19 protein-coding genes and 1 riboswitch are annotated in these 19,561 nt (G+C 70.3%); of the genes, 10 read left to right on the top strand and 9 right to left on the bottom strand.

All coding sequences use genetic code 11. The features are described from left to right. Positions 1 to 46: 46 nt before the first annotated feature. The gene (locus tag ACE4Q9_RS11320) at positions 47 to 769 is read right to left on the bottom strand and encodes a M50 family metallopeptidase (RefSeq protein WP_397984115.1); all 723 of its coding nucleotides are present in this window, start codon (positions 767 to 769) and stop codon (positions 47 to 49) included. A gap of 50 nt (positions 770 to 819) precedes the next feature. Between ACE4Q9_RS11320 and ACE4Q9_RS11315 the strand changes: the two genes are divergently transcribed. From ACE4Q9_RS11315 to ACE4Q9_RS11280, 8 genes are all read left to right on the top strand, one after another. Further along, a complete protein-coding gene (locus ACE4Q9_RS11315; protein ID WP_397984114.1) occupies positions 820 to 1,635 on the top strand; it encodes an SOS response-associated peptidase in 816 nt (271 codons plus the stop codon). Between the two features lies 1 nt (position 1,636). Beyond that, entirely contained in the window at positions 1,637 to 2,263 is a 627-nt protein-coding gene (locus tag ACE4Q9_RS11310; RefSeq protein ID WP_397984113.1) for an alpha/beta family hydrolase, read from the top strand. A gap of 256 nt (positions 2,264 to 2,519) precedes the next feature. Continuing rightward, entirely contained in the window at positions 2,520 to 3,215 is a 696-nt protein-coding gene (gene sigR, locus ACE4Q9_RS11305; protein WP_397984112.1) for an RNA polymerase sigma factor SigR, read from the top strand. Further along, the gene (rsrA, locus tag ACE4Q9_RS11300; RefSeq protein ID WP_397984111.1) at positions 3,212 to 3,514 is read left to right on the top strand and encodes a mycothiol system anti-sigma-R factor; all 303 of its coding nucleotides are present in this window, start codon (positions 3,212 to 3,214) and stop codon (positions 3,512 to 3,514) included. Before sigR ends, rsrA begins: the two co-directional genes overlap by 4 nt. A 216-nt stretch (positions 3,515 to 3,730) precedes the next feature. Continuing rightward, positions 3,731 to 4,711 (top strand): tetratricopeptide repeat protein, encoded by a 981-nt coding sequence (locus ACE4Q9_RS11295; RefSeq protein WP_397984110.1) that lies wholly within the window; start codon positions 3,731 to 3,733, stop codon positions 4,709 to 4,711. Positions 4,712 to 4,784: 73 nt separating this feature from the next. Beyond that, positions 4,785 to 5,435, top strand: a complete 651-nt coding sequence (gene def / locus ACE4Q9_RS11290; RefSeq protein ID WP_397984109.1) for a peptide deformylase — start codon at positions 4,785 to 4,787, stop codon at positions 5,433 to 5,435. Between the two features lie 300 nt (positions 5,436 to 5,735). Further along, a complete protein-coding gene (cyc1, locus tag ACE4Q9_RS11285; protein WP_397984108.1) occupies positions 5,736 to 6,821 on the top strand; it encodes an epi-isozizaene synthase in 1,086 nt (361 codons plus the stop codon). Further along, a complete protein-coding gene (locus ACE4Q9_RS11280) occupies positions 6,818 to 8,191 on the top strand; it encodes a cytochrome P450 (protein ID WP_397984107.1) in 1,374 nt (457 codons plus the stop codon). Before cyc1 ends, ACE4Q9_RS11280 begins: the two co-directional genes overlap by 4 nt. Positions 8,192 to 8,224: 33 nt before the next feature. Here the strand turns inward: ACE4Q9_RS11280 and ACE4Q9_RS11275 are convergent, their stop codons facing one another. Continuing rightward, entirely contained in the window at positions 8,225 to 9,187 is a 963-nt protein-coding gene (locus tag ACE4Q9_RS11275; protein ID WP_397984106.1) for a GlxA family transcriptional regulator, read from the bottom strand. Positions 9,188 to 9,279: 92 nt separating this feature from the next. Here ACE4Q9_RS11275 and ACE4Q9_RS11270 point away from each other — a divergent pair, with 92 nt between their 5' ends. Then, positions 9,280 to 9,522: a hypothetical protein gene (locus ACE4Q9_RS11270; RefSeq protein WP_397984105.1), complete on the top strand. Its 243-nt coding sequence runs from the start codon at positions 9,280 to 9,282 to the stop codon at positions 9,520 to 9,522. On the opposite strand, the gene ACE4Q9_RS11265 is transcribed toward ACE4Q9_RS11270, so the two are convergent. The 7 genes from ACE4Q9_RS11265 to nagB all read right to left on the bottom strand — a co-directional run bounded on the left by ACE4Q9_RS11265 (position 9,435) and on the right by nagB (position 17,511). Beyond that, positions 9,435 to 10,445, bottom strand: coding sequence for a ribonucleotide-diphosphate reductase subunit beta (locus tag ACE4Q9_RS11265; RefSeq protein WP_397984104.1), 1,011 nt, complete (start codon positions 10,443 to 10,445; stop codon positions 9,435 to 9,437). The genes ACE4Q9_RS11270 and ACE4Q9_RS11265 overlap by 88 nt on opposite strands. A gap of 56 nt (positions 10,446 to 10,501) precedes the next feature. Then, positions 10,502 to 12,859: a ribonucleoside-diphosphate reductase subunit alpha gene (locus tag ACE4Q9_RS11260; protein WP_397984103.1), complete on the bottom strand. Its 2,358-nt coding sequence runs from the start codon at positions 12,857 to 12,859 to the stop codon at positions 10,502 to 10,504. A gap of 123 nt (positions 12,860 to 12,982) precedes the next feature. Next, positions 12,983 to 13,118: riboswitch (cobalamin riboswitch) on the bottom strand. 43 nt (positions 13,119 to 13,161) lie between these two features. Continuing rightward, complete coding sequence (locus ACE4Q9_RS11255) at positions 13,162 to 13,668, bottom strand: GNAT family N-acetyltransferase (RefSeq protein WP_397984102.1); 507 nt, start codon at positions 13,666 to 13,668, stop codon at positions 13,162 to 13,164. Between the two features lie 94 nt (positions 13,669 to 13,762). Continuing rightward, positions 13,763 to 15,391, bottom strand: a complete 1,629-nt coding sequence (gene mctP, locus ACE4Q9_RS11250; RefSeq protein ID WP_397984101.1) for a monocarboxylate uptake permease MctP — start codon at positions 15,389 to 15,391, stop codon at positions 13,763 to 13,765. After that, positions 15,388 to 15,651, bottom strand: coding sequence for a DUF3311 domain-containing protein (locus ACE4Q9_RS11245; RefSeq protein WP_397984100.1), 264 nt, complete (start codon positions 15,649 to 15,651; stop codon positions 15,388 to 15,390). Before ACE4Q9_RS11245 ends, mctP begins: the two co-directional genes overlap by 4 nt. Positions 15,652 to 15,776: 125 nt before the next feature. Then, a complete protein-coding gene (locus ACE4Q9_RS11240; protein WP_397984099.1) occupies positions 15,777 to 16,541 on the bottom strand; it encodes a GntR family transcriptional regulator in 765 nt (254 codons plus the stop codon). A 184-nt stretch (positions 16,542 to 16,725) separates the two neighbouring features. Further along, positions 16,726 to 17,511: a glucosamine-6-phosphate deaminase gene (gene nagB / locus ACE4Q9_RS11235; RefSeq protein WP_397984098.1), complete on the bottom strand. Its 786-nt coding sequence runs from the start codon at positions 17,509 to 17,511 to the stop codon at positions 16,726 to 16,728. A gap of 497 nt (positions 17,512 to 18,008) precedes the next feature. Here nagB and ACE4Q9_RS11230 point away from each other — a divergent pair, with 497 nt between their 5' ends. Next, the gene (locus ACE4Q9_RS11230; RefSeq protein WP_397984097.1) at positions 18,009 to 19,484 is read left to right on the top strand and encodes a sensor histidine kinase; all 1,476 of its coding nucleotides are present in this window, start codon (positions 18,009 to 18,011) and stop codon (positions 19,482 to 19,484) included. Positions 19,485 to 19,561: the final 77 nt, after the last annotated feature.

Below are 19,561 nucleotides of genomic sequence, written 5' to 3'. Positions count from 1 at the left end.
AGCCGAACCTTCCGGCAACGGGCCCGCCGTCCGGGACGAACGGCCCTCAGACCTCCAGCAGCCACCGCCCGCCGCCGATCAGCGAGCACAGCGACACGGCGTGGAACAGGAACAGCCACAGGGCCGCCGGGACATGCGTCAGCCGGGACAGCTGGTCCGCGTCCGAGTCGCCGGCCTCGCCCCGTCGCCGCTTGCTCTGCAGCTCGAACGGCGGTCGTACGCCCCCGAGCAGCAGGAACCACACCACCGCGTACGCGAACGCCGCCTGCACCTGCGGTCCCGTGAGCCACGACACCAGCAGGAACGCCCCACCCGCGAGCACCACGGTGAGCACGCCGTACGCGTTGCGGATCATCACCAGCATCACCGCCAGCAGGGCGGTCGCCGCCCACAGCAGCAGCGTGATGCGGCCCGCGGCGAGCAGGGCGGCGCCGCCGAGGCCGAGCAGCGAGGGGGCGGTGTAGCCCGCGGCGGCGGTGAGGATCATGCCGAGCCCGTACGGCTTGCCCCGGCTCACCGTCAGCCCGCTGGTGTCGGAGTGCAGCCGGATGCCGGTGAGCTGCCGACCGGTGAGCAGGGCGATCAGCCCGTGGCCGCCCTCGTGCGCGATGGTGACCGCGTTGCGCGACACCCGCCACAGCGGATGCGGTACGACCACCACCAGCGCGGCGGCCAGAGTGGCGAGCACCACCCACAGGTCAGGGTCGGGCTGGATACCGGTGAGCCGGTCCCAGAGGCCGGACGGCGCGAGGGCGGCGAGGCTGTTCATGTGTCCGAGTGGCTCCCTGGTGGCGGGCGGAGTCTGGCAGTGTGGCACGTATGTGCGGACGGTATGCAGCCAGTCGTAGGCCCGAGGACCTCGCCCGGACGTTCGGGATCGAGAAGTGGGAGCCCGAGGAGACCCTGGAGCCGGACTACAACGTGGCCCCCACCAAAGAGGTCCACGCCGTGCTCGACCGTCCCTTGAAAGACGCGGACTCGCCGCGTCCGGTTCGCCAGCTGCGGACGCTCAAGTGGGGACTGGTGCCGTCCTGGTCGAAGACCCCCGAGGGCGGCGCCCGGATGATCAACGCACGCGCGGAGACCGTGCACGAGAAGCCGTCCTACCGCCGCGCCTTCGCCGCCCGCCGCTGCATCCTGCCCGCCGACGGCTACTACGAGTGGGTGACCGGCAGGCAGGAGCGCGACCTGGAGGTCGAGGGCAGGAAGAAGCGGCCCCGCAAGCAGCCGTACTTCGTGCTGCCCGCCGACGGCTCCGTGTTCGCGATGGCCGGCCTGTACGAGTTCTGGCGCGACCGCACCCTGCCCGACGACCACCCCCAGGCCTGGTGGGTCACCTGCTCGGTGATCACCATGGAGGCCGAGCGGACCCCGCTGGCCGTCGCCCCCGCCGAGGGGCCGCGCTCGCTCGCCGACATCCACCCGCGGATGCCGCTGATGCTCACCCCGGACCGCTGGGACGCCTGGCTCGACCCCTCCCGCACCGACCCGGACGAACTGCGCGCCCTGCTCGCCCCGCCCCCGCCCGGACTGATGCGCGCCTACCCGGTCGCCACCGCCGTCAGCAACGTCCGCAACAACGGACCGGAGCTGCTGAAGGAGCTGGAAGCCCCCGAAGAGGGCACACTCTTCTAGCGTGATCGAGATTGTCGAGACCGACGCCGGAACCGCCCGCATCACCTGGCACCGGGCCGCCGACCCGCGGGCCGTCCTCGCGCTGAGCCACGGCGCGGGCGGCGGCATCGAGGCGCGCGACCTGACGGCGCTCGCCGGGGCCCTGCCCGGACACGGGGTGAGCGTGGCCCTCGTCGAGCAGCCCTGGCGGGTCGCCGGCCGCAAGGTGGCGCCCGCCCCGAAGACGCTGGACACCGGCTGGCGGGGGCTGTGGCCCGCGCTGGCCGGCATGGAGCTGCCGGTGATCGCCGGCGGCCGCAGCGCCGGCGCCCGCGTCGCCTGCCGCACCGCCGCCGAACTGGGCGCCCGCGCCGTCCTGGCCCTCAGCTTCCCGCTGCACCCGCCGGGCAAGCCGGAGAAGTCCCGCGCCGGGGAACTGCTGGGCACGGGCGTGCCCACCCTCGTCGTCCAGGGCGGCAACGACCCCTTCGGCAAGCCGGCCGAGTTCCCCGAAGGCGGCTACCGGCTGGTCGAGGTGCCGGACGCCGATCACGGCTTCGCCGTGCCCAAGCGCGCGGCAACCGGCCAGGAACGGGCCCTGGAGATCATCACCGACGCTGTCGTGGAGTGGACCGCGTCACTGGCGTGACCCGCGGGAATGCCGCGCGGTGGGGCGCTGTTGTGTCGCACAGAAGTGCTGAGGCCTCGGCACCGACGTCGTGGGAAGGGAAGTCCGCCGCATGGGTCCGACCGTTTGCCCGGCCCGCCAGAACAGCTCTGAGCTGGCCTGGACGGTGTTCCACGCGCCCAAGGCCGCCACAATTCGAGGGGCGGCGGGCACGGGTCGTGTTCTATCCTCCGAATCGAGTGGGACCACTCCCGGTCCCGCCCGGAATCTTGAGGAGGTGGGTCCGGTCACAGGGACCGACGCGGGGACCGACAACGGCCAGGCGGAGCAGCCCGAGGGCCGGGGCACCAGCGCGGAGGCGTCCGCCGAGTCGTCCGCGGAGCGCAGTGCGCGCTTCGAGCGGGACGCACTCGAGTTCCTCGACCAGATGTACTCGGCCGCCCTGCGCATGACGCGCAATCCGGCCGACGCCGAGGACCTCGTGCAGGAGACGTACGCCAAGGCATACGCCTCCTTCCACCAGTTCCGCGAGGGCACCAACCTCAAGGCGTGGCTGTACCGGATCCTCACCAACACCTTCATCAACTCCTACCGCAAGAAGCAGCGTGAGCCCCAGCGCTCCGCCGCGGAGGAGATCGAGGACTGGCAGCTCGCCCGTGCCGAGTCGCACATGTCGACGGGGCTGCGCTCCGCCGAGTCGCAGGCGCTCGACCATCTGCCCGACTCGGACGTGAAGGAAGCGCTCCAGGCGATCCCCGAGGAGTTCCGCATCGCCGTGTATCTCGCGGATGTGGAGGGGTTTGCCTACAAGGAGATCGCGGACATCATGGGGACACCCATCGGAACGGTGATGTCCCGGCTGCACCGGGGCCGCCGGCAACTGCGCGGCATGCTGGAGGACTACGCCCGTGAGCGCGGGTTGGTCCCGGCGGGCGCCGGAGAGTCGGACGAAGCGAAAGGCTCGGGCTCATGAGCTGCGGAGATCCGCACGAGACGGACTGCGGTGAGGTCCTGGACCATCTGTACGAGTTCCTCGACAGCGAGATGCCGGACGTCGACCGCGACAAGTTCCGGCACCACTTCGAGGAGTGCTCGCCGTGCCTGGAGAAGTACGGCCTGGAAGAGGCCGTGAAGAAGCTGGTCAAGCGGTGCTGCGGCCATGACGACGTGCCCGCCGACCTGCGCGCCAAGGTCATGGGGCGGCTCGAACTCATCCGCTCCGGACAGCCCGCGCCCGACCACGACATCACCGCCACGGCCCAGGACAACTGAGCCCGCGCGCCGCCCGCGCCCCGCGCCTTCCCGTCGCGCCCCCGGATCAGCCCCCGGTACCGGCGAGAGGTACGGCACTGTCTGATCCCGCCCGCATCCGGGTAACCCATGGGTAATGAGCGCCGTTCCCACCGCACGTGGTTGGATGCGAGGGAGAGGGCGCCTGGGGGCACAAGCCAGCCCACTGTGCGGAACTGGAACTGGCAGGCGGGAATCGTGAGGATCTTCGGCAAGGGACGGCACCGGCCCTCCGCCTCCTGGCGGCAGGCCACCGACCGCGCGTTCACGCTCATCGGCGACGGCCGGTACGAGGACGCGGGTGAACTGCTGACCCGCGCCGCCGACCTGGAACCCTGGCTGTCCGAGTCCTGGTTCAACCTCGCGCTGCTGCACAAGTTCCGGCACGACTGGGAGCAGGCCCGCGCCGCCGGGCTGCGCGCCGTCGCCCTGCTCGACCGCGAGAGCGGCGCCCCCGACTGGTGGAACGTGGGCATCGCCGCGACCGCCCTCCAGGACTGGCCGCTGGCCCGCCGCGCCTGGCAGGCGTACGGCCTGAAGGTGCCCGGCGGTGCGACTGCCGCCGGGGAACCGCTCGGCATGGAGCTGGGCAGCGCGGCCGTACGGCTCTCCCCGGAGGGCGAGGCCGAGGTGGTGTGGGGCCGCAGGCTGGACCCCGCGCGGATCGAGGTGCTGTCCATCCCGCTGCCCTCCTCGGGGCGGCGCTGGGGCGAGGTCGTCCTGCACGACGGCGTCCCGCACGGGGAGCGCACCACCTCCGCGGGGCACAGCTACCCCGTCTTCGACGAGATCGAGCTGTGGGCGCCCTCGCCCGTGCCGACCTGGGTGGTCCTCCTGGAGGCGGCCACCGAGGCGGACCGGGACGCGCTGGAGCAGCTGGCCGCGGACGCCGGGTTCGCCGCGGAGGACTGGTCGTCGTCGGTGCGGCTGCTGTGCCGGATGTGCAGCGAGTCCCGGATGCCGTCCGACGAGGGCGACGGGGAGCACCTGGACCCCCACGACCACAGCGAACCCGGCCACCCCGGCCCCCTGGGCCACCGCACGGACGGCCAGCTGTGGGTGCCGGAGCGGGAGTGCGGGGTGGCCGCGCCGCCTTCGCTGGTCCGGGGGCTGCTGGACGGATGGGTCGCCGACAGCCCGGATTCGCGGGACTGGCGGGACTTGGAAGAGGTTTGCTGAGCAGCGGGTGACCGGCCGCCTTTAGGCTGTACACGCAGAATTTTCCAGGCTTGCAGGAAGGCGTACGTCGGTCATGGCGCAGCAGGACACCGATCAGCAGCACGCGGGCGTGCTCCCCGTCGACGACGAGGGCTATGTCGTGGACACGGAGGACTGCGAGGGGCGCGAGAAGGCCTGGCGGGAGAGCGGCACCTCGCGGCCGATCACCGTCGTCGGCAACCCGGTGCTGCACAAGGAGTGCAAGGACGTCACCGAGTTCGGCGAGGAGCTGCGGCAGCTGGTCGCCGACATGTTCGCCAGCCAGCGCACCGCAGAGGGCGTGGGCCTGGCCGCCAACCAGATCGGCGTCGACCTGAAGGTCTTCGTCTACGACTGCCAGGACGACGAGGGCGTCCGGCACGTGGGCGTGGTGTGCAACCCGAAGCTGGTCGAGCTGCCCGCCGAGCGGCGCCGGCTCGACGACAGCAACGAGGGCTGCCTGTCGGTGCCCGGCGCCTACGCCGAGCTGCCGCGTCCCGACGTCGCCGAGGTGACCGGTCAGGACGAGCAGGGCAACCCGATCAAGGTCCGCGGCACCGGATACTTCGCACGGTGTTTGCAGCACGAGACGGACCACCTCTACGGCTACCTCTACATCGACCGGCTCTCCAAGCGCGACCGCAAGGACGCGCTGCGGCAGATGGCCGAGAACGAGCCGCGCTACCCCGTGGTCGCCAACGACTAGGCTCAGGTGGGCCGTTGGGCGCCGGGTCGGGACCGCTCCCGGCCCGGCGCCCTTCTTCTTGCCCTTCTCCGGCTTCTTCTTCGCTCGCCAGTGCGTCGTACAAACGGCCGCTTCTGCGATGCCGGTGATCATTAATCAGTCACAGGAGGGGGGAATCTCGGCATCATGGGGTAGTGAGTGGCGCAAATCCGTTCCCACGGCGGTCAGTTGTAGTGCTGAATGGGAAGTGCGGGACAGGTAACGAGGCGCACCGGCCCCACCGAGCGGGTGCGTATCCGGCGGCTGAGAGGGGTTTGTTCTGTGCAAGCTTTCCCACACAGCACCACAGAGACGACGACGGCGGTCGTGGTACCACCCTCACTGGCACTCCCGGTGATCGAGTCCGGCTTTCCCCGGCGACTGCACTCGTATTGGCCGCGGCTCCAGGAGAAGACCCGGCTGTGGCTGCTGGAAAAGCGGCTGATGCCCGAAGACAAGGTGCGCGAGTTCGCGGACGATCTGCGCTACACCGACCTGATGGCGGGCTACTACACGGACGCCCCCGACGAGGTGCTCCAGGCCATAGCGGACTACAGCGCCTGGTTCTTCGTCTGGGACGACCGGCACGACCGCGACATCGTGCACGGGCGCGCGGGCGACTGGCGGCGGCTGCGCCACCGGCTGCACACGGCACTCGACGCGCCCCGGCACCATCTGCGCCACCCGGACCCGCTGGTCGCGGGGTTCGCCGACAGCGTGCTGCGGCTCTACGGCTTCCTGCCGGGCACCTGGAACCAGCGCTTCGCCCGGCATTTCCACACGGTCATCGAGGCGTACGACCGTGAATACCGCAATCGCACCCAGGGGTATGTGCCCGGCGTCGAGGAGTATCTCGCCCTGCGCCGGCTGACCTTCGCGCACTGGATCTGGACGGACCTCCTCGAACCCAGTGCCGGATGCGAACTCCCCGACGTCATAAGAAAGCACCCCTCCTATCGCCGGGCGGCATTTCTCAGTCAGGAATTCGCCGCCTGGTACAACGATCTGTGCTCCCTCCCGAAGGAAATCGCGGGCGACGAGGTCCACAATCTCGGAATCAGTCTCATCACCCATGAGGGACTGACTCTCGAAGAGGCGGTGGACGACCTCAGGCGGCGCGTCGAGACATGCGTCGGTGAATTCCTGGAAGCCGAACGCGGGGCACTCCGGTTCGCGGATGCACTTGCCGACGGCACGGTCCACGGAAAGGAACTGAGCGCCGCCGTACGCACCTGCGTCGGCAATATGCGCAACTGGTTCAGCGCGGTCTACTGGTTCCACCACGAGTCCGGCCGGTACATGGTGGACAGCTGGGCCGACCGCTCCACACCCCCGTACGTCACCAACGAAGCGGCAGGTGAGAAATGACCGTAGAGTCCGTGCAGCCCGAGACCTCCGCAGTCCGACCGGAGCTGCGGGAACCACCCCTGGCCGGCGGCGCCGTCCCGGTCTTCGGGCACGGCCTCCAACTGGTGCGCGACCCGCTGGACTTCATGTCCTCGCTGCGCTCCCACGGCGACATGGTGCGCCTGAGGCTCGGCCCGAAGACCGTGTACGCCGTCACCACCCCGGAACTGACGGGCGCGCTCGCCCTCAGCCCCGACTTCAAGATCGACGGCCCGGTGTGGGAGTCGCTGGAGGGCCTGCTCGGCAAGGAGGGCGTGGCCACCGCCAACGGCCCCCGCCACCGCCGTCAGCGCCGCACCATCCAGCCCGCGTTCCGGATGGACGCCATACCCAACTACGGCCCGGTCATGGAGGAGGAGGCGCACGCGCTGACCGAGCGCTGGCGCCCCGGCGAGCCCATCGACTGCACCTCGGAGTCCTTCCGGGTCGCCGTGCGGATGGCCGCCCGCTGCCTGCTGCGCGGCGACTTCATGGACGAGCGCGCCGAGCGGCTGAGCACCGACCTCGCCACCGTCTTCCGCGGTATGTACCGCAGGATGGTGGTGCCGCTGGGCCCCCTGTACAAGCTGCCGTTTCCGGCCAACCGCGAATTCAACCGCGCACTGGCCGATTTGCATCTGCTCGTGGACGAGATCGTCGCCGAGCGGAGGGCATCTGGTCAAAAGCCGGACGATTTGCTGACGGCATTGCTGGAGGCGAAGGACGACAATGGTGAGGCCATCGGGGAACAGGAGATCCACGACCAGGTCGTCGCGATAATCACCCCCGGCGCCGAAACGATCGCGTCCACGATCATGTGGTTGCTCCAGGCGCTCGCACAGCACCCGGAGCACGCCGAGAAGGTGCGCGCCGAGGTCGAATCCGTGACCGGCGGCCAGCCCGTCGGATTCGAGCACGTCCGCTCCCTCAGGCACACCAACAATGTGATCCTGGAGGCCATCCGGCTGCGCCCCGCCGTATGGATTCTGACCCGCCGGGCGACCGCCGACACCGTGCTCGGGGAATATCGCATTCCGGCCGGGGCGGACATCATCTACAGCCCGTACGCCATTCAGCGTGACGCCCGCTCCTACGACCGCCACCTCGACTTCGACCCGGATCGCTGGCTTCCGGAGCGGGCCAAGGAGGTGCCGAAGTACGCCATGAGCCCCTTCAGCGTCGGCAACCGCAAGTGCCCCAGCGACCACTTCTCCATGGCCCAGCTGAGCCTGATCACCGCGGCGATCACGGCGAAGTACCGCTTCGAACCCGCCGACGGCAACGACGACAGGGTCCGGGTGGGCATCACGCTGCGCCCGGACAACCTGCGGCTGCGCCCGCTGCCCTGGTGAGACGCCGGGAGTGCTGCCGCTACCGGCGTGTGTTCAGGCGGCCTGCGGGCCCCGGAACGCGCGCCGGTAGGCGTTCGGCGTGGTGCCGAGCGCCCGCACGAACTGGTGGCGCAGCGCGGCCGCCGTACCGAACCCGGTGCGGGCGGCGATCGCGTCCACCGTCTCGTCCGTGCCCTCCAGCAACTCCTGGGCGCGCAGCACCCGTTGGCGCAGGATCCAGCGGTACGGCGTGGTCCCCGTCTCCTGCTGGAAGCGGCGGGCGAAGGTGCGCGGTGCCATATGGGCGCGGGCGGCGAGCTGTTCGACGGTCACCTCCAGGTCGAGGTGCTCCTCCATCCACACCAGCACCTCGCCGACGGTGTCGCAGGGTGCCTTGGGCAGCGGCCGCTCGATGAACTGGGCCTGGCCGCCGTCCCGGTGCGGGGGCACCACCATCCGGCGGGCGATCTTGTTGGCGACCTCGGGCCCCTGCTCCTTGCGCACCAGATGCAGACAGGCGTCGATGCCGGCCGCGGTGCCGGCGGAGGTGATCACCGGGTCCTCGTCCACATAGAGGACGTCCGGCTCGACGGCGAGCCGGGGATAGCGCCGGGCCAGCTGCTCGGCATGGTGCCAGTGCACCGCGCACCGGCGCCCGTCCAGCAGCCCCGCGGCGGCCAGCACGAACACCCCGGAGCAGACGCTGAGCACCCGGCTGCCCCGCCCGACGGCCCGCCGCAGCGCCGCCAGCAGCTCCGGCGGGTACTCCCGGTCCACATAGCTCTCACCGGCCGGTACGGCGATCAGATCGGCCTCTTCCAGCCGTTCCAGGCCGTGCGGTGTGGACACGGTGAACCCGCAGTGGGTGCCGAGGTCGGGCCCCTCGGCCGAGACCACGGCGAAGTCGTACACCGGCAGTCCCTCGTCGCTGCGGTCGATACCGAACACCTCGCAGACGACGCCCAGCTCGAAGGGGTGCACTCCGTTCAGCAGCACGGCGGCCACGTTCTTGAGCATGCCCCCAGTGTGCCGCAGAGCTGGCAGTAATTCGAGGGTGCTCGGCAGTCCTGCCACTCCCGGTCAGCAGTGTCCGGCAGGACAGTAGTGGCATGACCGGAAACCAGATCCAAGGCCTGATCGGTATGACCGCGACCCTCGGGATCCTCGTCCTCCTGGTCCTTCCCTCGGTGCTCGGCATCGTGCGCGAGCGGCGCATCGACCGGCAGATCAGGAAGGCCCAGGAGGCCCGCGGAGACGAGGAGGCTCAGAAGTCCTCGTCCAGGTCGACGGTGCCCTCCACCGCCACCTGGTACGCCGACGGGCGGCGCTCGAAGAAGTTGGTCAGCTCCTGAACCCCCTGGAGCTCCATGAAGGAGAAGGGGTTCTCCGAGCCGTAGACCGGCGCGAAGCCCAGCCGGGTCAGGCGCTGGTCGGCCACGCACTCCAGGTACTGCCGCATGGAGTCCGTGTTCATGCCCGGAAGGCCGTCACCGCACAGGTCGCGCGCGAACTGCAGCTCGGCCTCGACGGCCTCCCGCAGCATGTCGGTGACCTCCTGCTGGAGCTGCTCGTCGAACAGCTCCGGCTCCTCCTTGCGCACGGTGTCGACCACGTCGAAGGCGAAGGACATGTGCATCGTCTCGTCGCGGAACACCCAGTTGGTGCCGGTGGCCAGGCCGTGCAGCAGACCCCGGCTGCGGAACCAGTAGACGTACGCGAAGGCGCCGTAGAAGAACAGGCCCTCGATGCACGCGGCGAAGCAGATCAGGTTCAGCAGGAAGCGCCGGCGGTCCGACTGCGTCTCCAGCCGGTCGATCGTGTCCACCGAGTCGATCCACTTGAAGCAGAACTCGGCCTTCTCGCGGATCGAGGGGATGTTCTCGACCGCCGCGAACGCCGCCGCGCGGTCCTCCGGATCGGGCAGATAGGTGTCCAGCAGCGTCAGATAGAACTGGACGTGCACCGCCTCCTCGAACAGCTGACGGCTCAGGTACAGCCGCGCCTCGGGGGAGTTGATGTGCTTGTACAGCGTCAGCACCAGGTTGTTGGCGACGATCGAGTCACCCGTCGCGAAGAACGCGACCAGGCGGCCGATCAGGTGCTGCTCGGCCGGGCTGAGCTTCGCGAGGTCGGCGACGTCCGAGTGGAGGTCGACCTCCTCCACGGTCCAGGTGTTCTTGATGGCGTCCCGGTAGCGCTCGTAGAAGTCCGGGTAGCGCATGGGACGCAGGGTCAGCTCGAAGCCCGGGTCGAGGAGATTTTGGTTTCGGGTCATTGCTTTCGGCGCGAAGCGCCGTCCTCCAGGGGTGGTGGTCGGGTGGCGGGCGGGAATTACTGGCAGGCCTCGCAGGACTCGGGGTTTTCCAGGGAGCAGGCCACGGCGTCGGGGTCGGCGGCCTGCTGGACGGGGATGGCCTGCTGCGCCCGGGCGGCGCGGGCGATCCGGGTCGCCGGGCGCGAGCGCAGGTAGTACGTCGTCTTCAGCCCGGACTTCCAGGCGTACGCGTACATCGAGGAGAGCTTGCCGATCGTCGGCGTCTCCATGAACAGGTTCAGGGACTGCGCCTGGTCGAGGAACGGGGTGCGCGCCGCCGCCATGTCGATCAGACCGCGCTGCGGGATCTCCCACGCCGTGCGGTACAGCGCCCGCACCTCCTCGGGGATCCACGCGAAGCCCTGCACCGAGCCGTTGGACTCGCGCAGCGCCTCGCGGGTGCGCGCGTCCCAGACGCCCAGCTCCTTCAGGTCCTGCACCAGGTACGAGTTGACCTGGAGGAACTCACCGGACAGCGTCTCGCGCTTGAACAGGTTGGACACCTGCGGCTCGATGCACTCGTAGACGCCCGCGATGGAGGCGATGGTGGCCGTCGGCGCGATCGCCAGCAGCAGCGAGTTGCGCAGGCCCACCCGCGCGATCCGGGTCCGCAGCGCCGCCCAGCGCTCGGGCCAGGTCTCCTGGACGCCGTAGTGGTCGGGGTGCAGCACACCGCGCGCGGTACGGGTCTGCTCCCAGGCCGGCAGCGGGCCGCTGCGCTCGGCGAGGTCGGCGGACGCCTCGTACGCGGCGAGCATGATCCGCTCGGCGATCCGGGTGGACAGCGCCTTCGCCTCGGGTGAGTCGAAGGGCAGCCGCAGCTTGAAGAAGACGTCCTGGAGGCCCATCGCGCCGAGGCCCACCGGGCGCCATTTGGCGTTGGAGCGGCCCGCCTGCTCGGTCGGGTAGAAGTTGATGTCCACCACGCGATCGAGGAAGGTGACGGCCGTGCGGACGGTCTCGTCGAGCCGCTCCCAGTCGATGTCCCCGTCGGCCACGAACGCGCCGAGGTTGACGGAGCCCAGGTTGCAGACCGCCGTCTCGCCGTCGTTGGTGACCTCCAGGATCTCCGTGCAGAGGTTGGAGGAGTGGATGACCTGGCCCGGCTCGGCGGTCTGGTTGGCGGTGCGGTTGGCGGCGTCCTTGAACGTCATCCAGCCCTGGCCGGTCTGCGCGAGGGTGCGCATCATGCGGCCGTACAGCTCACGGGCCGGCATGGTCTTGCTCGCCAGGCCCTTGCGCTCCGCCGCGCGGTAGGCGGCGTCGAACTCCGCGCCGTACAGGTCCACCAGCTCGGGCACGTCCGCCGGGGAGAACAGCGACCACTGCTCGTCGGCGTTGACCCGGCGCATGAACTCGTCCGGCACCCAGTGCGCCAGGTTCAGGTTGTGCGTACGGCGGGCGTCCTCACCGGTGTTGTCCCGCAGCTCCAGGAACTCCTCGATGTCGGAGTGCCAGGTCTCCAGGTACACCGCCGCCGCGCCCTTGCGCCGGCCGCCCTGGTTCACCGCGGCCACCGAGGCGTCCAGGGTCTTCAGGAACGGCACGATGCCGTTGGAGTGCCCGTTGGTGCCGCGGATCAGCGAACCGCGGGCGCGGATGCGGGAGTACGACAGACCGATGCCGCCCGCGTGCTTGGAGAGCCGGGCGACCTGGTGGTAGCGGTCGTAGATGGAGTCCAGCTCGTCCAGCGGGGAGTCGAGCAGGTAGCAGGACGACATCTGGGGGTGCCGGGTGCCGGAGTTGAACAGCGTGGGGGAGGAGGGCAGGTAGTCGAGCCGGCTCATCAGCCGGTAGAGCGCGGCCACTTCGTCCACGGAGCGCGCCGAGTCGTCCTCGGCGAGGCCGGCGGCGACGCGGAGCATGAAGTGCTGGGGGGTCTCGATCACCTGGCGGGTGATCGGGTGGCGCAGCAGGTAGCGGCTGTGCAGGGTGCGCAGGCCGAAGTAGCCGAAGCGGTCGTCGGCGGCCCGGTCGACGAGCTGGTCCAGCCGGGCGGCGTGCAGGCACACGAACTCGGCGGTCCGGTCGGCGATGAGCCCCTCGCGGTGCCCGACGGCAACCGACTCGGTGAACGACGTCACGCCCTGCGAGGCGGCCTCGGCGCGGATGGAGAGGGTCAGCAGCCGGGCGGCGAGCCGCGAGTACGCGGGGTCCTCGGAGATCAGGCCGGCCGCGGCCTCGGTCGCGAGTTCGCGCAGCTCCGCCTCGTCGGCGTGGGCCGAGCGGCCGCGCAGCGCGGCGGCCGCGACCCGGCCGGGATCGGCGTCGGGGAGGTCCCCGGTCAGCTCGGTCAGGGTCCGCAGCAGTGCGGCACCGGGACCGTCGTTCTCCAGGCCCTGGGCTGAAGCCGGTTCGGCTGGCGCGATGGTCACGTGGGGCTCTCCCTCGCTCGGCACGGGGCCTGGCGGAGGGCAGGGGGCAGCCACGAGCGCACACGGCGTCGCGTCCACCGGCCCACTCCACGAGGCCCGGACGTCTCAGAGCACCCGGACCGGTGGGCCGGGTGCGCTGCCGGCAGGTCCTCGGACTGACTCCTGTGCGCGGATGCGCACAAGTACACCGTTGCGGGACAGTTCCGGATTCGCACCGGATTCCCCTGCGACGACAGCGACCATGAGCATACATCTAGTGCCGGGTCGTCGTGCCACCCCCAGATGTTGTGTCGTCGCCGATCTCAGAGCGTCAACTGGTAGGTGAGCAGAGTGAGGTCCGCCAGCTCCGGGAGGGGCTGCCAGTCCCGCTCGGGCGTGCGTATGAAGCCCAGCCGTTCGTAGATGCGGTGGGCGCCGCACATGGCCCGTTGCGTGGAGAGCACGATCGCGCGGCAGCCTGCCACGGCGCGCGCCCGCTCGGCACAGGCCCGCACCAGCGCCTCGCCGGCCCCCCGGCCGCGGGCCGCCTTGTCCACCGCCAGCATGCGGATCTCGGCCTCGCCGGGGCGGGCGATGTCGGCCATGGGGCCGGGGGCGGGGACGAAGGTGACACCGCCGAGAAGGACCTCGTCGTCGGTGGCCACCAGCACCTCGGCCGCCGACGCCCTCTTGGCCACGTCCCTGAGCTGGTCGAGGTACGGGTCGCTCTCACCGAAGTCCAGGAGGCCGTCCTGGAGATAGGCCTGCGCGGTGATCTCGCCGAGCGCGTCGTACTCGGACGGGAGAACGGGTCGGATGCGAAGGGTCATGGCGAGGAGTGTGTACGACGACGGGCCGCCGGAGCACGTGCTTTCCGGCGACCCGCCACGGTGCGCGCTTTTCGGGCGCGGACTCTCGTGGGCTCTAGTGGGCGCTTCCCGCCGTGGCCGGCGGCAGCTCCACCTGGACGCCCGGATCGCCCGCGTCCGCCGTGTAGTCCTCGGGACGGGTCTCGTCGACGCCCTCGGGGGCCTTCACGGCCTTCAGGACGACGGTCAGCACGACCGTGACGAGGACGTTGAGCACGAACGCCGTCATGCCGATGTAGCCGATCTGGCCGATGCCCGGAATGTCGTCGGCGGAGCCGCCGAAGTGCTTCTGGGTCGGCGAGGCGACACCGTACGCGGCGAGGGTGCCGTAGACCATGCCGACCGCCCACCCCGCGAGCAGCGCCCAGCGGTGGAACCAGCGCGTGAACAGGCCGCCGACCAGGGCCGGGAAGGTCTGGAGGATCCAGATGCCGCCGAGCAGCTGGAAGTTGATGGCGACCGTCTTGTCCATGCCGAGCACGAAGACCAGCGCGCCGACCTTCACCAGCAGCGACACGAACTTGGAGACCTGCGCCTCCTGCTTCGGCGTGGCGTCCGGCTTGATGAAGTCCTTGTAGATGTTGCGGGTGAACAGGTTCGCCGCCGCGATCGACATGATCGCCGCCGGCACCAGCGCGCCGATGCCGATCGCCGCGAACGCCACGCCGGCGAACCAGTCCGGGAACATGTCCTCGAACAGCTGCGGGATCGCCAGCTGACCGTTGCTGACCTTCACCCCGGCCGCGATCGCCATGAAGCCCAGCAGCGCCAGCAGGCCGAGCATCAGGGAGTACAGCGGCAGGATCGTGGTGTTGCGGCGGATCACGTTGCGGCTCTTGGAGGAGAGCGTCGCGGTGATCGAGTGCGGGTACATGAACAGCGCGAGCGCGGAACCGAGCGCCAGCGTGGCGTACGTCCACTGCCCGGCGGGCGGCGGCGCGAGCGCCCCGCGCGGCTTGCCGGTGGCCGGGTTGACCTGGCTGAACGCGTGGGCCGCCTTGGCGAACACGTCGTCGAACCCGCCCAGTTTGATCGGGATGTAGATGATCGCCACACCGATCACGATGTAGATCAGCGCGTCCTTGACGAACGCGATCAGCGCGGGCGCCCGCAGCCCCGAGGAGTACGTGTACGCCGCGAGCACCGCGAACGCGATCAGCAGCGGCAGGTCCTTCACGAACGCGTTGGTGTTGTCGCCGCCGCCGACGCCCATCACGTCCAGCACCGCCTGGATGCCGACGAGCTGGAGCGCGATGTACGGCATCGTCGCCAGGATGCCGGTCACCGCCACCGCGAGCGACAGCCCCTTCGAGCCGAACCGGCCGCGCACGAAGTCGGAGGTGGTGACGTACCCGTGGCGGTGCGAGACCGACCACAGCCGCGGCAGGAAGGTGAAGATCAGCGGATACACCAGGATCGTGTACGGCACCGCGAAGAAGCCGGACGCGCCCGCCGCGTAGATCGCCGCCGGTACGGCCACGAAGGTGTACGCCGTGTACAGGTCGCCGCCGAGCAGGAACCAGGTGATCCAGGTGCCGAACGACCGTCCGCCCAGGCCCCATTCGTCCAGCGTGTGCTCGTTCTCGGCGCGGCGCCAGCGCGCGGCGAGGAAGCCCAGGACCGTGACGGCCAGGAAGAAGAAGATGAAGACGCCGAGCGCGACGCCGTTGACTCCGGTCTTCACTTCGCGGCACCCCCCTGCGCGGCACGGCGGGTGCGCTGGTCGTGCTGCCAGAGCTTGTACGCGAGCATGGTGAGGGCGGTGGAGATCAGCACCCAGGCCATCTGGTACCAGTAGAAGAACGGGATCCCGATGAACGCCGGGTCCGTCTTCGCGTACGAGCCGACCCACAGCATCGCCACGAACGGCGCGACCAGACAGATGCCGATGACCACGCGCAGCGGTGTCACCACCGGTGGTCTCACTTCGGGCGTTTCAGACATGCTGCGGCTCCGTCCCCTCGTAGATCACCTGTGTAATGAGCAGGCAATCTAGGTGACGGTGTCGCGGCAGAGGAAGACCCTGTCCGCAGGTCGGTATATCGATTCGGCGAAGGCCCCTCCGGGTCCTAGTCCACCGGGCGCTTGAGCCGGGCGACGAACTTGTACCGGTCGCCCCGGTACACCGAGCGCACCCACTCCACCGGAAGGCCCTCGCGGTCCAGCGAGTGCCGGGAGAGCATCAGCATCGGCAGCCCGACGTCGGTGCCGAGCAGACCGGCCTCGCGCGGGGTGGCCAGCGAGGTCTCGATGGTCTCCTCGGCCTCGGCGAGGTGGACGTCGTACACCTCGGCGAGCGCGGTGTAGAGGGACGTGTACTTCACCAGCGAACGGCGCAGCGCGGGGAAGCGCTTGGCGGACAGGTGGGTGGTCTCTATGGCCATGGGCTCGCCGTTGGCCATGCGCAGCCGCTCGATGCGCAGCACGCGCCCGCCGGCGGAGATGTCGAGCAGTTCGGCGAGCCGGTCGTCGGCGGTGATGTAGCCGACGTCCAGCAACTGCGAGGTCGGCTCCAGGCCCTGGGCGCGCATGTCCTCGGTGTAGGAGGTGAGCTGGAGCGCCTGGGAGACCTTGGGCTTGGCGACGAAGGTGCCCTTGCCCTGGATGCGCTCCAGGCGGCCCTCGACCACCAGCTCCTGGAGCGCCTGGCGGACGGTGGTGCGGGAGGTGTCGAACTCCGCGGCGAGCGTGCGCTCCGGCGGGACCGGGGTGCCCGGAGCCTGCGTCTGCGTCATGTCGAGCAGGTGCTTCTTCAGGCGGTAGTACTTCGGCACGCGCGCGGTACGGACGGTCGTGCCGGCCTCGTTCTCCGCACTGCTGACGTCGGTGCTCATGCTCTGCCTTCCCGGCTCCGGATGCCGAAAGCGACCGACATCCCCATCGGCCACGGCTCACATCGTGGCACGGCTTGCCGCGTCAGGACTCCACCCGCGCGCTCCGTGATCCCCTCTGTATACCGCCGGGGCCCGAGCTGGTCTAGTCCAACAGAGAGCCCGGCGGGGGACAGGGCCCGGCCTCCTAGATCCCCTGCCAGCGCGGCTTGTTCGCGTACGTGTGCCGGAAGTAGTCCGCCAGCTTCAGCTTGGCGGCGGCCGCCTCGTCCACGACGACGGTGGCGTGCGGGTGCAGCTGGAGCGCCGAGGCCGGGCACACGGCCGCCACCGGCCCCTCCACGGTCGCCGCCACCGCGTCCGCCTTGCCCTCGCCGGTCGCGAGCAGCACCAGGTGCCGCGCCTCCAGGATGGTGCCGATGCCCTGGGTGATGACGTGGTGCGGGACCTGCTCGATCTCGCCGTCGAAGAAGCGCGCGTTGTCCACGCGGGTCTGCTCGGTCAGGGTCTTGATCCGGGTGCGGGAGGCGAGCGAGGAGCAGGGCTCGTTGAACCCGATGTGCCCGTCGGTGCCGATCCCGAGCAGCTGGAGGTCCACCCCGCCGGCCGCGGCGAGCGCGCGGTCGTACGCCTCGCACGCCGCCTGGACGTCCTCGGCCGTGCCGTCGGGGCCGAGGAAGGAGTCCATGGCGATGCCGAGCGGCTCCAGCACCTCGCGGCGCAGCACCGAGCGGTAGGACTCGGGGTGCTCGGCGGGCAGCCCCACGTATTCGTCGAGCTGGGCTATCCGGGCCCGCGCGGTGTCCACGGCGCCGGAGCGCACCTTGGCCGCGAGCGCCTGGTAGACGGGCAGCGGGGTGGAGCCGGTGGCGACGCCGAGCACGGCGTCGGGCTTGCGGCGCAGCAGCTGTGCCATGGCCTCGGCGATCAGCTCGCCACCCGCCGCGGCGTCCGGAACGATGACAACTTCCACGCTGGACCTGCCGTTCTGGAGAGGGCTCGTGCGTCTATGTGGTTTAGACCAATCTAGCAGAGCGGGCCCCCGCGCCGATGGCCCGGTGCGCGGGGTCGCGGAATTTCCGACGCCTTCTGTCCCCATGGTCGACCCCGGCGGGCTAGGCTGCGTGGCATCGAGTGCCATGGGCCGCGCCCGCCCGCAAGGGCATGGACATGCCCCGTGGTCTAGTCCACAATCGAAGCGACTGTCCGGGCGGGGCGTACGACGCGGTACGCGAGCGGACAGCACGAAGCGAACAAGCCCCGCCTTCCCCGCACAGGAAGGCGGATCGAGGAACCGGCGCTCTCTGCCCTGACTGCCCCGGCTCCTCGGCCTTCGGCCGACCGGGACCGCACACCCCACGGCCGATGATGCTCCGGGCTGCGGTGCCGGGAGGGTTGAGGGTCCCTTCCAGGCGCCGCGGCCCGCGGGTGTTTTCCGGCCATGCCGGGCCCGCGGGTACGCTCGCAACCGTGCCCTCCATGAACGAACTGGTCCGCCAGCACACCGCGCTCGACGACTCCGATCTCGAGTGGCTCCACCTGCTGGTCTCGGAGTGGCAGCTGCTCTCCGACCTCTCCTTCGCAGACCTGGTCCTGTGGGTCCCCACGCGGGACGGCACCCGGTACGTCTCGGTGGCCCAGATGCGCCCCAACACCGGCCCCACCTCCTACCAGGACGACATGGTCGGCCACCTCGTCCCGCGCGGTCGGCGGCCCATGCTGGACGTGGCGCTGGACGAGGGCCGGATCGTGCGCGAGGGCGACCCGGAGTGGCGCGAAGAGGTCCCCGTACGGGTCGAGTCCATCCCCGTACGGCGCGAGGGCCGGGTCCTCGGGGTGATCGCCCGCAACACCAACCTGCTCACCGTGCGCACCCCGAGCCGCCTTGAGCTGACCTACCTTCAGAGCGCCTCCGACCTCGCCCAGATGATCGCGGCCGGGTCCTTCCCCTTCCCCGGCCAGCAGGTTGACATGGACGCCTCGCCGCGCGTCGGCGACGGACTGATCCGGCTGGACGTTGACGGCATCGTGCAGTACGCCTCCCCGAACGCGCTGTCCGCCTACCACCGCCTCGGTCTCGCCGCCGACCTGGTCGGGCACCACCTCGGCCAGACCACCGCCGAACTCGCCCCCACCCGCGGCCCGGTGGACGAGGCGCTGGCGAAGGTGGCCAGCGGCTGGGCGCCGCGCGAGTTCGAGATCGAGTCACCCGACGGGGTGATCCAGTTCCGGTCCATCCCGCTCAAGCCCAAGGGCACCCGGATCGGGGCGCTGGTGCTGTGCCGGGACGTCACCGAGCTGCGGCGCCGCGAGCGTGAGTTGATCACCAAGGACGCCACCATCCGGGAGATCCACCACCGGGTGAAGAACAACCTCCAGACCGTGGCCGCCCTGTTGCGCCTCCAGGCCCGGCGGATCGACTCCGAACGCGGGCGGGCGGCCCTGGAGGAGGCGGTGCGCCGGGTCGGCTCCATCGCCATCGTGCACGAGACGCTCTCCCAGAACCTGGACGAGCGGGTGGAGTTCGACGACATCGCCGACCGGGTGCTGTCGATGGTCGCCGAGATCTCGCCGGGCAAGGTGACCGGCCGGCGCAGCGGGCGGTTCGGGATACTCGACGCCGAGGTGGCCACGCCGCTGTCGATGGTCCTCACCGAGGTGCTCCAGAACGCCCTGGAGCACGGCTTCCGCGAGGGCGAGACCGGCACGGTGGAGGTCACGGCGGTGCGCGGCGGCACGACGAAGGAGTCCCGCCTCCTGGTCACCGTCCAGGACGACGGGGTCGGTCTGCCCGAGGGGTTCGATCCGCACCGCTCGGGCAACCTGGGGCTCCAGATCGTACGGACCCTGGTGGAGGGCGAGTTGGGCGGCACGTTCGACATGGTCCCGGCGCCACAGCGGGGCACGCGGGTGATCCTGGACATCCCGGTGCGCGCGGAGAAGTAGTCAACGGCCCCCTGCGGCGCCGCCGTTGGTATCGACCAATGGCGCCGGGGAGTGTGCCGGGGCCCGGACAGCAGAAA

Origin of the sequence: Streptomyces sp. AM6-12 (assembly GCF_044327085.1) — a bacterium.
GTDB lineage: Bacteria > Actinomycetota > Actinomycetes > Streptomycetales > Streptomycetaceae > Streptomyces.
Note: the sequence above shows the minus strand (reverse complement) of the source record. Positions and strands in the feature narration are given on the sequence as shown.